The organism is Achromobacter pulmonis, assembly GCF_902859765.1.
Lineage (GTDB): Bacteria > Pseudomonadota > Gammaproteobacteria > Burkholderiales > Burkholderiaceae_B > Achromobacter > Achromobacter pulmonis.
Window position 1 is genome coordinate 121,548 of record NZ_CADIJV010000005.1, and the last position, 12,815, is coordinate 134,362.

Here is a 12,815-nt window from a genome sequence, read left to right on the forward strand (position 1 = left end):
CCCGTTTCAGCCGGCCCGGCGCCGCCCGAAGTGCATCAGCGCCATGCCCGAGATGGCGAGCGCGGCGCCGATGAACAGGCTGCCGGGCGTGGGCTCGCCGAGCCACAGGCTGGAGAACAGCACGCCGAACACGGGCACCAGCGTGATGTAGCCGGAAGCGGCGCCGGCGCCCAGCGCCTTGACGCCTTCGAAGTACCAGGCGTAGGCGATAGCGGTGGCGCCGAAGGCCAGCGCCAGCACGCTGATCCAGGCATTCAGCGGCGCGTCGCCCAGCGCCCGCCAGGCTGCGCTGCCCTCGAAGGCGAGGCTCGCCAGCAACAGCATCGATGCGCCGATCACGGTGGTGACCGTGGTGGTGGTCAGCGCGTCCACGCCCTTGAGCACCAACCGCCCGATCAGGGTATAGGCCACCCAGCAGGCCACGCAGCCGAGCAGCAGCAGTTCACCGACGCCGAGCGCGCCGGGCAGGGTGGCGCCCGAGCCGCCGCTGATCGCGATGTAGGCGCCGATGGCCGACAGCACCATGCCCGTCAGGATGGCGGGGTTCAGGCGCTCGCGGAAAAGCAGCGCGGCCAGCAACAGCGTGGCGCCTGGATTGAGCGTCACCACAATGGCGGCGCGGCCGGCCGGCACCAGTTGCAGGCTCAGCATGAAAAAGCTGGAGTAACCGAACACGCCCGCCAGGGCGGCGGCGGTCAGGCCGAGCCACTGGTTGCGGGTCAGCTTCTTCAGGTCGCGCAGCGCCGAGGCGCGATGCATCCACAACAGCAGCGCCACGCTGGCGAACAGGAACCGCAGGCTGGCCGCGGCCAGCGGCGCCATCGACTGGGCCACGACTTTGCCCCAGGACCACGACGCGCCCCATAGCGCCGCCATGCCGACCAGGCGCAGGTGCGTGGCCATCAATGTGTTTTTCATGTGTCGTTCTAGGCCTGGCGGCAAGGGTCGCGCGACGCGCGACGGGGCAAGGGGAGGGCGTCGGGACGGCGTGGGCCGACCGATCGCAGGCGGAATTTTAGCCGGCCATCGCCCCGGCCGGCATCGAGCGCCACGTCGAACCCGGGTTCAAGCGGTACACCACCAGGCGACCGCCTCGTACGAACACGGGATTGCATGCGCGGCGCTTGCTTCCGGCCGGGCGGATCCGTAGCCTGTACGCGTGGATGTCACTGCTGCCGGTATGAGTGGCGCCTTTGGCACTGTCCAGCAAAGCACCAGGAGTACCCATGATCCGTTCGCATGCGCCCAGCCGCTTCCTCTTCGCTCTGATGGCCATGCTGGCCGCCGCCGGCACCCAGGCCGCCCCGGATCGCCCCGCCGTGCTCAAGGCGCTGGAGGCGCGCGGCCTGCGCGTGGTGCAGGAATTCAAAATCGACGGCGACCTGCGCGCCTTCGCCGGCGTGGCCGGCGACCAACCCGTGGCGATCTACGTGACCCGCGACGGCAATGCGATCATCGGCGCCCGCCTGGATGCCCAGGGCAAGCCGCTGGACGATGCCACGATCGAGACCCTGGTCAGCAAGCCGATGGGCGACCAGGCCTGGGCCCAGCTCGAGAAATCGACCTGGGTGCGCGATGGCCGCAAGGACGCGCCGCGCATCATCTACACCTTCAGCGACGCCAACTGCCCCTATTGCCACAAATTCTGGGAAGCGGCGCGGCCGTGGGTCGATGCCGGCAAGGTGCAACTGCGCCACGTGATGGTGGGCGTCATCCGCCAGGACAGCCCGGCCAAGGCCGCCGCCATCCTGGGCGCGGCCGATCCCTCCGCTGCGCTGCTGGAGAACGAGCACAAGTTCGACCGCGGCGGCATCACGCCGGCCGAGCGCGTGCCCGAGGACATCGGCAGGCAGCTCGACGCCAACCAGGCGTTGATGGTGTCGCTGGGCTTTCGCGGCACGCCGGGCATCATCGTGCGCGACGATGCCGGCGCGCTGAAAAAGTACAAAGGCATGCCGCAAGCCAGCGAACTGGACCAGGTGTTCGGGCCGCGCTGACGCGTTCGCGGCCGGCCCTCAGTAGCTGCCGGCCGGCAGGACGTCGCCGAGATAAGCCTGGGGCGCTGGCGCGGCGGTCAGCATGTGCCGTACCCAGGCATCGCGCTCGTGTGCGGTGACCACCAGTTCCCAGACACACGCCAGCGCCGGCGCCTGCACCGGCGTGTAGTCGCCAGGCCGCGCCAGCGGCGCCGACAGCATGCGCTGGCAGGCAATGCCGCCCGTGATCCACCAGTCCACCAGCAGCCATACGGCCTCCTGGCCCACGTGCACCATGCAGAAGCCCAGGCCATGGCCGCGCGCGTCCCGCGCGTGCTCATCCAGCACGGCGCTGACGGCCTCCCGCGCGGCCGCGACGGCGGCCGCATCGAGCAATGGCGCCGCATGGCGCGCGTCGTGGTGGATGGCGTAGGCCTTGATGGCGTGGGCGGTGAATTGCCAGTTGCCCAGCGGTTCGATGCGGCGGGGCAGGTAGGGTTCGGGCGGGTGTGTCATGGCGGCGGCTTGAACGACGGATCCGGTGATTTTATTGCGCCGGGCGGCGCGGGTCGGTTGCCGGTCTTGCCGGCGGGGGGTCAGAATGCCCGGGGCCAGTAAGGGAGAGGCGCCACGGGCAGCCGCGCGTCGCCGGCGCGTCAGATCGACGCTTGCCGCAGCCGCGCCGACAGCGCCTGCGCGCTTTCCTTGCGTTCGCTGTAGCGATCCGTCAGGTACGGCGACACGTCGCGCGTGAGCAGGGTGAACTTCATCAGTTCCTCGACCACGTCGACGATGCGGTCGTAGTACGGCGACGGCTTCATGCGGCCGGCCTCGTCGAATTCCTGGTACGCCTTGGCCACCGACGACTGGTTGGGAATGGTCAGCATGCGCATCCAACGTCCCAGGATGCGCATCTGATTGACCGCGTTGAAGGACTGCGAACCGCCGGACACTTGCATGACGGCCAGCGTCTTGCCCTGGGTCGGGCGCACCGCGCCCACCGACAGCGGGATCCAGTCGATCTGCGTTTTCATCAGGCCGGTCATGGCGCCGTGGCGTTCCGGTGAACTCCAGACCATGCCCTCCGCCCATTGCACCAGTTCATGCAGCTCGCGCACTTTCGGATGGCGCTCGCTGCCCGGCGCGTCGACCAGCGGCAGGCCGGTCGGATCGAACAGGCGGGTGTCGCCGCCCAGGGCCCGCAGCAGGCGCGCGGCTTCCTCGGCGGCCAGCCGGCTGTAGGAGCGCTCGCGCAGCGAGCCATACAGCAGCAGGAAGCGCGGCGCGTGGCGGGCGCGGACGGGCGCGAACAGCGCGGCGGCATCCGGCCGCGCGAACAGGGTGGCATCGAGGTTGGGCAGGTCGGTCAAGGAATGTCTCCGGACAAGGTGAGCCAGGGGCGGGGTCAACGGCGCGCGAGGCCGGCGTCGTACCAGCCCTTGCTGCGGTTGACGATGCGCACCACCAGCAGCATCACCGGCACCTCGATCAGCACGCCCACCACGGTCGCCAGCGCCGCGCCCGACTGGAAGCCGAACAGGCTGATGGCGGCCGCCACCGCGAGCTCGAAGAAGTTGGACGCGCCGATCAATGCCGACGGGCAGGCGATGCTGTGGCGCTCGCCCACGCGGCGGTTGAGCCAGTACGCCAGTCCGGAGTTGAACAGCACCTGGATCAGGATCGGCACCGCCAGCATGGCGATCACCAGCGGCTGGCGCAGGATGGCCTCGCCCTGGAAGGCGAACAGCAACACCAGCGTCAGCAGCAGCGCCGCCATCGAGAACGGCCCGATGCGCGTCAGCGCCGCGTCGAACGCCGACGGCCCGCGCCGCAGCAGCGCGCGCCGCCACAGTTGCGCCAGGAGCACCGGGATCACGATGTACAGGCCGACCGACACCAGCAGCGTGTCCCACGGCACCGTGATGGCCGACAGGCCCAGCAGCAGCCCTACCAGCGGGGCAAAGGCGAACACCATGATGGTGTCGTTGAGCGCCACCTGCGACAGCGTGAACACCGGGTCGCCGCCGGTCAGCCGGCTCCACACGAATACCATGGCGGTGCAGGGCGCGGCGGCCAGCAGGATCAGGCCGGCGATGTAGCTGTCGAGCTGATCGGCGGGCAGCCAGGCGGCGAAGACGTGGCGGATGAACAGCCAGCCCAGCAGGGCCATGGAGAACGGCTTGACGGCCCAGTTGATGAACAGCGTCACGCCGATGCCGCGCCAGTGCCGTCCCACCTCGCCCATGGCGGCGAAGTCCACCTTGAGCAGCATGGGGATGATCATGACCCAGATCAGCAGCCCCACCGGCAGGTTGACCCGCGCGACCTCGAGCCGGCCAATGGCCTGGAACAGCGCGGGCAGGCTTTGGCCGAGCGCGATGCCGAGCACGATGCAGAGCAGGACCCACAGCGAGAGATAGCGCTCGAACAGGTTCAACCCTGGCGCGCGCCGCGATGCGGACGCCGGCTGTGTTTGCGACCTCATGGGTTACTCCTGTGAGTGGCCGATGCCGCGCAGTTCGGCCTGCAGCGACAAGGCGTCCAGCTTGTCGTGCGGCAACGACAGGAACAGTTCGATGCGGCGCTTGAGCATGCGCGCCGCGTCGTGGAACGCCTTGGCCCGTTGCGCCTCGTCGCCGCCATGGCTTGCGGGGTCCGGCACGCCCCAGTGCGCCGTCAGTGGATGGCCGGGCCAGACGGGACAGACCTCGCCGGCGGCGTTGTCGCAGACCGTGATGATGAAGTCCATCTCCGGCGCGCCGGGCGCGGCGAATTCATCCCAGCGCTTGCTGCGGTAACCCTCGACCGGCAGCGAATACGAGCCGAGCGTTGCCAGCGCGAGCGGATGGACCTCGCCCTTGGGCATGCTGCCGGCGGAGTACGCATGGAAGCGGCCGCCGGCCAGGCCGTTGAGCAGGCCTTCGGCCAGGATCGAGCGGGCCGAATTGCCCGTGCAAAGGAACAGCACGTTGAAGGGACGGGATGGCATGGGGGATCTCCAGTTCAGCAGGTGGCGCAGGCGCCGGGGACGTTGACGTCGCAGGGTTCGCCCTGGCAGCAGTGTTCGGTGAGATAGCCGAGCAGTCCGTTCATGCGTGAATAGTCCGCGCGGTAGATCAGATTGCGGCCCTGTTGTTCGACCGTGACCAACCCGGCATGCGCCAACGCCTTCAAGTGGAAGGACAGCGCGTTGCGGGCCACGCCGAGCTGTTCGGCCAGCACGCTGGGAGTGAGGCCGGGCAGGCCGGCCACGACCAGCGCGCGGAAGGTGCGCAAGCGTTGGGGGTGGGCGAGGGCGCCAAGCGCCGCGACGGCATGATCTTCATTCATTTTTCAATAATACAACGATTATTGAATCATTGCGAAAGTCATGCCGGGGTCTGCCTGCCCCAGGCATTGGCTGGAGGGCCCGCCCCGCGCCAGGAGCCGGCGCAGGACGTATCGATGCCGGCGCGGGGCGGCGTTACCCCTGCTGCGCTTGCCACATCTGCCGATAGCGTCCCGGCCGCGCCAGCAATTCGGCGTGCGTGCCCTGCTGGGTGATGCGGCCGTCCTCGAACACCAGGATGCGGTCGGCCGCGACGATGGTCGACAGCCGATGGGCGATGACGATGACGCTGCGGTCCGCGACCAGGGTATCGATGGCCGCCTGCACCGCCAGTTCGCTCTCGGTGTCGAGCGCGGCGGTGGGCTCGTCCAGGATCACGATGGGCGCGTTCTTCAGGATGGCGCGCGCGATCGACAGGCGCTGCCGCTCTCCGCCCGACAGCTTGCCGCCGGCCTCGCCCAGGCGCGTCTGCCAGCCTTGCGGCAGGCGCTCGATGAAGTCCAGGCAATGGGCCGCGCGCGCCGCCGCCCGCACCTCGGCCTCGCTGGCCTCGGGCCGCGCCATGCCGATGTTGCCGAGCACGGTGTCATCGAACAGATGCACGTCCTGGAACACGGTCGAGATCAGGTCGTTCAGGCCGGCGGGCGGCAGGCTGCGGATGTCCACGCCGCCGATCCGGATGGCGCCGCGCTGCGGATCGGCGTGCCGCATCAGCAGGCGCGTCAGCGTAGTCTTGCCGGAGCCGGACGGCCCCACCAGCGCGGTCAGGCCGCGCGCCGGCAGGTCCAGGTCGATATCGCGCAAGGCCGGCGCGCTGCCGCCGGCGTAGCGGAATTCGAGGTGTTCGATGCGGATGCCGGCCGGCCCGTCCACGCCTGCCTGCGCGGGCCATTGCGGTAGCGGCGCCACCGCGCGCACGTCCTCGATGCGGGCCAGGGCGGCTTCGATCAGCGCCAGGACCGTGGTGAAGTTCACGAAGGTCGCCAGCGGCTCGGCAAAGCGCGTCACCAGCACCAGCACCGCGCCCAGCGCCGCGGGCGCCAGACTGCCCTGCGTGACCCAGAGCATGCCGCAACCCAGGATCGCCAGCATGCCGGATTCGACGATGGCGGCCACCATCAGCGACGGTTTGGCGCCGCGCGAATGGTGCTCGCGCTGCAATTGCTCCATCTGCTCGAAGCCGGCGCGCAGGCGTTCGTTGGCAGTGCCGGCCCGGCCCGTCGCCAGGCACACGGGCAGCCCCTGCATGTATTCCAGCAGTTCGGCGTTCAAGGCTTCGTTGGCGTGGCCGGCGGCCGCGTGGCCGCGGTCCAGCGCCGGCCGGCGCCAGCGGTAGAGCGGCACGATCAGCGGGAACACCAGCATCAGCGCCACGCCCAGCCGCCAGTCCCAGGCCAGCAGCGCCACGGCTGCGGTGGCCGGCGTGACGATGGCGGCCAGGATCAGGTTGATCACCGTCAGCGCATAGTTCATCTGCTCGTCGACGCCGCCCAGCAGCTTGGCGGCGATGCCGCCGGTGCGATGGGTCTGCAGGGCCTCCAGCGGCATGCGCCGCAGTTGTTCGCCCAGCAGCACGCGCAGCTCGTGCGTGGCGCGCGCCATGTGGCCGCGATAGTCGAAGCCCTGTGCGCGCCAGCGCAAGGTGATGGCGGCTGCCGCCAGCAGGGTGAAGGCCGCCAGCCAGGACAACGATGCGGACCAGGGGCCGCCATCGGCCACCTGCGTGAACAGGGGTACGATGCAGGCCAGCGACAGGCCCTGGCACGCCGCGGCCAGCAGCAGCAGGCACAGGCTGGCGCGCAGGCGGTCCGCCTGGCTGCCGGCGCTGCGCAGGAGGCGGCGATAGGTGTCGCGCCAGGGAGCGGGAGATGTGTTCATGATGGGTGCTCCCCCAAAGTCCAGCGACGGGCGCGTTGATGGTTGTGCCACAGTTGGGCATAGAGGCCGCCGGCCGCGACCAGGGCGTCGTGCGTGCCGGATTCGGCCAGCCGGCCCCGGTCCAGCACCAGGATCTGGTCGGCGTGGCGAATGCTGGCCAGGCGGTGGGCCACCATGATGACGGTCTTGCCGCGCATCAGCGCAGCCAGCGCCGCGCCGACCGCGCGCTCGTTCTCGGGATCGGTGGCGGCGGTGGCCTCGTCCAGCACCAGGATCGGGCGATTCATCAGCACGGCGCGCGCGATCGTCAGCCGCTGGCGCTGGCCGCCGGACAGGTCCTTGCCGCCTTCGCGCAGCACGGTGGCGTAGCCGTCGGGCAACGCCAGGATGAAGTCATGCGCCTGCGCGGCCCGGGCGGCGGCCTCGATCTCGTCGGGGTGGGCGTCTGGGCGCCCCATGGCGATGTTCTCGGCCACGCTGCCGGAGAACAGGAAGCTGTCCTGGAACACGAAGGCCACCTGCTCGAACAGCGTTTCGCGTTCCAGGTCGCGCACGTCGACGCCGCCGATCAGCAGGCGTCCTGCGTCGATGTCCCAGAAGCGCGCGATCAGCCGCGCCACGGTGCTCTTGCCGGCGCCGGAGCGGCCGACCAGCGCCGTCACCTGGCCGGCGCGCGCGGTGAAGCTCAGGCCATCCAACGCGGTATTGCCGCCATAGCCGAAGCGCACGTCCTCGAAGCACACGCTGGCGTCGGCCGGCCGCCGCTGCGGCGCGCGCGCCGGCGGCAGCGGTGTGATCGCCAGCACCTGCTGGATGCGCGCCACGCTCAGCTTGGCCTGGTCGATCATGTGGGCCAGCGACATCATCGGGAACATGGCTTCGGCCATGCCCATGCCGAACAGCAGCAGCGCCAGCCAGATGGGGAAATCGAGCTGGCCCTGCGCCGTCCACCAGGCGCCCAGCCACAGCAGTGCCGCCAGTGTCGGCAGCGGCCCCAGCACGGCGATCGCGAAGCGCGAGCTGAAGCTGGCGCCGCGATACCAGTCGGTCAGCATGGCCAGGTAGCGCTCCAGGGCGCGATGGTAGCGGCCGAAGGTGGTCTGGCCGGTATCGAACGTGCGCACCACCGGCATCGCCTGCACGTACTCGATCACCGCGGCGCTGACCTGTTCGCGCGCCTGGTGGTAGCGCCGCGTCATGACTTCGCGGCCGCGCATCGCCAGCGACAGCCCGCCGGCGCCCACTGCCAGCACGCCCACGGCGGCCAGCGCCATGCGCCAGTCCAGCGCGAACAGCAGCACTGCGCTGAACACCGGCATGGCGTAGGCGCGGGCGAACAGCGGCGTGCTGTCGGCCACGAACACATGCAGCGCCTGCACGTCGTTCTGCACCACCTTGGCCAGCGGCCCGCTGCCCAGCGCCTGCAATTCACCGAAGGACAGCCGCGCCAGGTGCCGGACCAGGTCGTTGCGCAGGATCACTTCGAGACGGAAGGCGGCGTAGTGCGACTGGTTGAAGGCCTGCAGCCGCAGGAAGCACGCCAGCAGGGCGCAGAGCAGCGCGCCCGCGAACGCGGGCCAGGGATAGGTGGCCGGGGACCGCAGCAGGTCGCGCATGGCCAGCGCCAGGCAGCCCAGGCTGCCCAGGCTGCACAGCACGCCGGCCACGGCCAGTCCCATGGCCAGGCGGATCTGGCCGCGTACCGGCCGCATGATTTCCCAAGGCTTGTTCATACCGCCTCCCTGGGGATCCAGCGCGCGGCGGCGAGCAGCGCCAGCACGGCCAGCGCAACCGCCGCGCCGACCACGCCGCCGTAGCCGATGCGGCCCGCCAGCATGGTGCCGGCCGACGTCAGCAGCATCGAGAAGAAATGGCTCACGCTCATCTGCAGCGTGTAGTCGGTGGCGGGGCTCTGCGGCGAGGACTGATCCATGATCAGCGTGCACAGCACCGTGGCGGCCGGGGTGTACAGCATGTAGTACAGCACCACGGCCACGCCCGCGCTGGCGTGCGAGCCCCAGGCCATGGCCGGCAGCGCCAGGCCGGCGATGCCCACCACCTGCAGCAGGGCCGCCGAAAGCGTGGCGCCGCGCCGCGACCAGCGTTTCAGCAGGCGGCCGTAGGCCAGCGCCACGAGCAGGCCGGCGCTGGCGCCCACCACGTTGAGCACCAGGCCGATGTCGGCGAGCGACCAGCCGGTGTCGATCAGCGCGGGCATGATGACCGCGTAGCCCAGCGACGCGGAAGCCGGATAGAGCACCAGCAACAGCAGCCAGCGCTTGCGCTGCGGCCCGCGCCAGAAGGCCAGCAGGCGCGCATGGCCGGCGGGTCCGGCGCTGCGGGGCCATTGCGGTTCGCGGTAGCCCAGCAGTTGAACCCACGACATCGCCGTGAGCGCGGCCAGCAGCAGGCAGCAGCCGCCCCAGCCGAGCCGCGGATACAGCATCAGCATCATGCCGCCGCCGACCAGGTTGCCGATCAGGCCGCCGGCGATCTGCAGGCCATTGCCCAGGCCGCGGTCGGCCGGGCTGTCCAGCAGCCGGCAGGCCAGGCCATCCAGCGCGACGTCTTGCGCGCCCGAGAGCAGCGCGGTGGCCCAGCACAGCAGGTAGATCGCGGTGAAGTCGGCGCGCAGGTCGAGCATGCCGATCAGGGCCAGGCACAGCGCCAGCCCGCCCTGGGTCACCAGCAGCCAGCCGCGGTAATGGCCGCGCAGGCCGGTGGCATGGCGGTCGATCCAGGGGGGCGTACAGCGCCTTGAGCGGCCAGGCCATGCCCATCAGGTAGACCAGGCCAATGGTATGCAGGCTGGCCCCGCCCTCGCGCAGGATGGCCACCATGGCGATGACGAAGAACATCAGCCCCAGGAACTGGGTGCTGTAGAGGCTGGCAAGCAAGGCCCAGGCGCGGCGGGATGGCACGGCGAGATTTCTCCGGACAAATGGACAGGCGGATTCCGAACCGGCGGATTTCGGGTGTGCGGCGCGGGGGAGGGCTTGCGCAAGGCGCGCGCGGCAAGCCGGGACCGCATGCCGGCTATCTGTTGATGATAATGATTTGAATTATTATTTCTACCCGATTCCGGTCATGTCAGCCTGAATCGGATGAACCTTGCATGAAACGTCTTGCATGAGCGCCGCCCTCGGTCCGCTTTTCGGGGAGGGAGGTAGGGGTACTGCACCGCCGGGATGGCCTTTATAATATAGTCCCCTATACTATATTTCCGCGCGCCGACCATGGCTCATACCATCCGCCAGAAAGAAAAACTCATCGCCCGCGTGCGCCGCATCCGCGGCCAGCTCGATGGGATCGAACGCGCGCTCGAGGCCGAGGCCGCTTGCGGCGAGGTGTTGCGCCAGCTGGCGTCGGCGCGGGGCGCGCTCAGTGGCCTGACCGCGGAGGTCATGCAGGGGCACCTGGACGAACACGTCGTGCATGCGCCCAGCGAGGCCGGGCGCGCGCAAGCGGCGCAGGAAATGATGGATGTCATCCGGGCCTACATGAAATAGCGGTCGGCCGGCATCGGGCCGCCGGCGCAACGTCCCGCGCGCAGGAGCAAGTCCATGAATACCCCCACGACCCATGAACACGTCTTTCTCGGCCAGGATCATCGGCGCAACGAGCGCCGGGTGTGGTGGGTCATCGCCCTGACGGCGGGCATGATGGCCGTCGAGATCGTCGCAGGCCATCTCTACGGATCGATGGCGCTGGTGGCCGATGGCTGGCACATGTCGACGCATGCCGGCGCGATGCTGATCACTGCCCTGGCCTATGGTTACGCGCGCCGCCACGCGCGCAATCCGCGCTTCACGTTCGGCACCGGCAAGCTGGGCGAACTGGCGGGATTCGCCAGTGCCATCGTGCTGGCCCTGATCGCGCTGATCATCGGCTGGGAAAGCGTGACGCGCCTGGTCGATCCCGTGCCCATCCGCTTTGACCAGGCCATCGCCATCGCCGTGGTGGGGCTGCTGGTGAACCTGGCATCGGCTTGGTTGCTGAAGGACGACCACGGGCATTCGCATGGACAGGGTCACGACAACAACCTGCGCTCGGCCTACATCCACGTGCTGGCCGACGCCATGACCTCGGTGCTGGCCATCGCGGCGCTGCTGCTGGGCCGCAGTTATGGCTGGCTATGGGCCGATCCGGCGATGGGCGTGGTCGGCGCGCTGGTCATCGCCCGCTGGTCCTGGGGCCTGATCCGTGACGCGGGCACCGTGCTGTTGGACGCCGCGCCGCAGAGCGGCCGGATGCGCCGCGACATCGAACGGGCGCTGGACGTCGGCGACGGCGAGATCGCCGACCTGCATGTGTGGCAGATCGGGCCTGGCCACTATGCGGCGATCGTGTCGCTGGTGACGCGCCATCCGCGCGACAGCGCGTTCTACAAGGCCAAGCTGGCGCATATCGCCGGCCTGTCGCATTTGACGGTGGAAACCCAGGCCGCGCCGTGAACGCCTCGTAACGGACTCGGCAGGCGGGTGGCGTTATGCTCGACCGGCGGCATCGCGCGCGCGGGATGCCGGGCCTTCGGGGCCGGGCGCGCGCGTGTTTCGTGTACCTCATCGCAGGAGACCGAAGATGATCAGCAAGAACACCATTTGCCTCTGGTACGACCGCGACGCCCTGGAAGCGGCGCGTTTTTATGCGCAGACTTTTCCGGACAGCGCCGTGGGCCGCGTGATGCACGCGCCTGCCGACTATCCGTCGGGCACGCAGGGCGACGTGCTGACGGTGGAATTCACCGTGGCCGGCATTCCCTGTCTGGGCCTGAATGGCGGCCCTGGCATCCAGCACAACCAGGCGTTCTCGTTCCAGATCGCCACCGACGACCAGGCCGAGACCGACCGTCTTTGGAACGCGATCGTCGCCAATGGCGGCTCGGAAAACGTCTGCGGCTGGTGCCAGGACAAATGGGGCTTGTCGTGGCAGATCACGCCGCGCGTGCTGACCGAGGCGCTGGTGTCGCCAGACCGCGCCGCCGCCAAGCGCGCCTTCGAGGCCATGATGCAGATGGGCAAGATCGACGTGGCCGGCATCGAGGCGGCGCTGCGCGGCTGAACGCGGCGGGCCGCTTGTCTCCGTTTCCCGGGCGCCGCAAGGCGCCCGCCTTGTTGTTGCCGCCTCGGGCACGCCAGTTGCTGCAGCCCGTGGGTCCGGACTCGCGCAAAGGACGGTCCGGACTTTTCTTCAACGACAGGCAGCGGGACGATCCCGCGGGAGAAACGCGATGGAACAGCAATCGAATATCGTCGGTGGTCCGAAGGCCAAGGCGCAGGGCCCCGGCCCGGAGGTCATGGCCGCCAACACGCTGGAAGGCAACGACGTCTACAACGGCGCCGGCGAGAGCCTGGGCGACATCAAGGCCATCATGATCGACGTGCCGCGCGGCCGCGTGGCCTATGCCGTGCTGGCACGCGGCGGTGTGCTGGGAATGGGCGAGAAGCTGTTCGCCGTTCCCTGGGCGGCGCTGACGCTGGATACCGACCGCAAGTGCTTCGTGCTCGACGTCGACAAGGAAACGCTCAAGAGCGCGCCGGGGTTCGACAAGGACAACTGGCCGAGCATGGCCGACGAGACCTGGGCGCGTGAGCTGCACAAGTACTACAACCAGGATATCTACTGGTAGGAAC

Annotated in this window: 14 protein-coding genes; 5 read left to right on the top strand and 9 right to left on the bottom strand. The window is 69.4% G+C overall.

Annotated elements, in window-relative coordinates; all coding sequences use genetic code 11:
* Positions 1–6 precede the first annotated feature (6 nt).
* Positions 7–918, bottom strand: coding sequence for a DMT family transporter (locus tag HV701_RS06750; RefSeq protein WP_236755759.1), 912 nt, complete (start codon positions 916–918; stop codon positions 7–9).
* A gap of 308 nt (positions 919–1,226) precedes the next feature.
* Here HV701_RS06750 and dsbG point away from each other — a divergent pair, with 308 nt between their 5' ends.
* Positions 1,227–1,997, top strand: a complete 771-nt coding sequence (gene dsbG / locus HV701_RS06755) for a thiol:disulfide interchange protein DsbG (RefSeq protein WP_175132301.1) — start codon at positions 1,227–1,229, stop codon at positions 1,995–1,997.
* 18 nt (positions 1,998–2,015) lie between these two features.
* On the opposite strand, the gene HV701_RS06760 is transcribed toward dsbG, so the two are convergent.
* From HV701_RS06760 to HV701_RS06795, 8 genes are all read right to left on the bottom strand, one after another.
* The gene (locus HV701_RS06760) at positions 2,016–2,492 is read right to left on the bottom strand and encodes a hypothetical protein (RefSeq protein ID WP_175132302.1); all 477 of its coding nucleotides are present in this window, start codon (positions 2,490–2,492) and stop codon (positions 2,016–2,018) included.
* A 140-nt stretch (positions 2,493–2,632) separates the two neighbouring features.
* Complete coding sequence (gene arsH / locus HV701_RS06765) at positions 2,633–3,346, bottom strand: arsenical resistance protein ArsH (protein WP_175132303.1); 714 nt, start codon at positions 3,344–3,346, stop codon at positions 2,633–2,635.
* 35 nt (positions 3,347–3,381) lie between these two features.
* Complete coding sequence (gene arsB, locus HV701_RS06770) at positions 3,382–4,461, bottom strand: ACR3 family arsenite efflux transporter (RefSeq protein WP_175132304.1); 1,080 nt, start codon at positions 4,459–4,461, stop codon at positions 3,382–3,384.
* Positions 4,462–4,464: 3 nt separating this feature from the next.
* Positions 4,465–4,965 (bottom strand): arsenate reductase ArsC, encoded by a 501-nt coding sequence (locus tag HV701_RS06775; protein WP_175132305.1) that lies wholly within the window; start codon positions 4,963–4,965, stop codon positions 4,465–4,467.
* 14 nt (positions 4,966–4,979) lie between these two features.
* On the bottom strand, positions 4,980–5,306 hold the full coding sequence (locus HV701_RS06780) for an ArsR/SmtB family transcription factor (protein ID WP_175132306.1): 327 nt from the start codon (positions 5,304–5,306) through the stop codon (positions 4,980–4,982).
* Positions 5,307–5,439: 133 nt separating this feature from the next.
* The gene (locus tag HV701_RS06785; protein ID WP_175132307.1) at positions 5,440–7,182 is read right to left on the bottom strand and encodes an ABC transporter ATP-binding protein; all 1,743 of its coding nucleotides are present in this window, start codon (positions 7,180–7,182) and stop codon (positions 5,440–5,442) included.
* Positions 7,179–8,894: an ABC transporter ATP-binding protein gene (locus tag HV701_RS06790; protein WP_272909445.1), complete on the bottom strand. Its 1,716-nt coding sequence runs from the start codon at positions 8,892–8,894 to the stop codon at positions 7,179–7,181. Before HV701_RS06790 ends, HV701_RS06785 begins: the two co-directional genes overlap by 4 nt.
* 17 nt (positions 8,895–8,911) lie before the next feature.
* A complete protein-coding gene (locus HV701_RS06795) occupies positions 8,912–9,868 on the bottom strand; it encodes an MFS transporter (protein WP_254595129.1) in 957 nt (318 codons plus the stop codon).
* Positions 9,869–10,418: 550 nt separating this feature from the next.
* On the opposite strand from HV701_RS06795, the gene HV701_RS06800 reads away from it, so the two are divergent.
* From HV701_RS06800 to HV701_RS06815, 4 genes are all read left to right on the top strand, one after another.
* Positions 10,419–10,691 carry a metal/formaldehyde-sensitive transcriptional repressor gene (locus tag HV701_RS06800; RefSeq protein WP_175132309.1) on the top strand — a complete coding sequence of 91 codons (273 nt, stop codon included), beginning with the start codon at positions 10,419–10,421 and terminating at the stop codon, positions 10,689–10,691.
* A gap of 54 nt (positions 10,692–10,745) precedes the next feature.
* The gene (dmeF, locus tag HV701_RS06805; protein WP_175132310.1) at positions 10,746–11,636 is read left to right on the top strand and encodes a CDF family Co(II)/Ni(II) efflux transporter DmeF; all 891 of its coding nucleotides are present in this window, start codon (positions 10,746–10,748) and stop codon (positions 11,634–11,636) included.
* Positions 11,637–11,763: 127 nt separating this feature from the next.
* Complete coding sequence (locus HV701_RS06810; protein ID WP_175132311.1) at positions 11,764–12,243, top strand: VOC family protein; 480 nt, start codon at positions 11,764–11,766, stop codon at positions 12,241–12,243.
* Positions 12,244–12,412: 169 nt separating this feature from the next.
* The gene (locus tag HV701_RS06815) at positions 12,413–12,811 is read left to right on the top strand and encodes a PRC-barrel domain-containing protein (protein ID WP_175132312.1); all 399 of its coding nucleotides are present in this window, start codon (positions 12,413–12,415) and stop codon (positions 12,809–12,811) included.
* Positions 12,812–12,815: the final 4 nt, after the last annotated feature.

Excerpts from the sequence above, each read along its gene's own strand:
- HV701_RS06800 (WP_175132309.1), top strand. The coding sequence starts at position 10,419 with ATGGCTCATACCATCCGCCAGAAAGAAAAACTCATCGCCCGCGTGCGC.
- HV701_RS06785 (WP_175132307.1), bottom strand. The coding sequence starts at position 7,182 with ATGAACACATCTCCCGCTCCCTGGCGCGACACCTATCGCCGCCTCCTG.
- HV701_RS06790 (WP_272909445.1), bottom strand. The coding sequence starts at position 8,894 with ATGCGGCCGGTACGCGGCCAGATCCGCCTGGCCATGGGACTGGCCGTG.
- dmeF (WP_175132310.1), top strand. The coding sequence starts at position 10,746 with ATGAATACCCCCACGACCCATGAACACGTCTTTCTCGGCCAGGATCAT.
- HV701_RS06775 (WP_175132305.1), bottom strand. The coding sequence starts at position 4,965 with ATGCCATCCCGTCCCTTCAACGTGCTGTTCCTTTGCACGGGCAATTCG.
- HV701_RS06780 (WP_175132306.1), bottom strand. The coding sequence starts at position 5,306 with ATGAATGAAGATCATGCCGTCGCGGCGCTTGGCGCCCTCGCCCACCCC.
- dsbG (WP_175132301.1), top strand. The coding sequence starts at position 1,227 with ATGATCCGTTCGCATGCGCCCAGCCGCTTCCTCTTCGCTCTGATGGCC.
- HV701_RS06760 (WP_175132302.1), bottom strand. The coding sequence starts at position 2,492 with ATGACACACCCGCCCGAACCCTACCTGCCCCGCCGCATCGAACCGCTG.
- arsB (WP_175132304.1), bottom strand. The coding sequence starts at position 4,461 with ATGAGGTCGCAAACACAGCCGGCGTCCGCATCGCGGCGCGCGCCAGGG.
- HV701_RS06750 (WP_236755759.1), bottom strand. The coding sequence starts at position 918 with ATGAAAAACACATTGATGGCCACGCACCTGCGCCTGGTCGGCATGGCG.
- HV701_RS06815 (WP_175132312.1), top strand. The coding sequence starts at position 12,413 with ATGGAACAGCAATCGAATATCGTCGGTGGTCCGAAGGCCAAGGCGCAG.
- HV701_RS06810 (WP_175132311.1), top strand. The coding sequence starts at position 11,764 with ATGATCAGCAAGAACACCATTTGCCTCTGGTACGACCGCGACGCCCTG.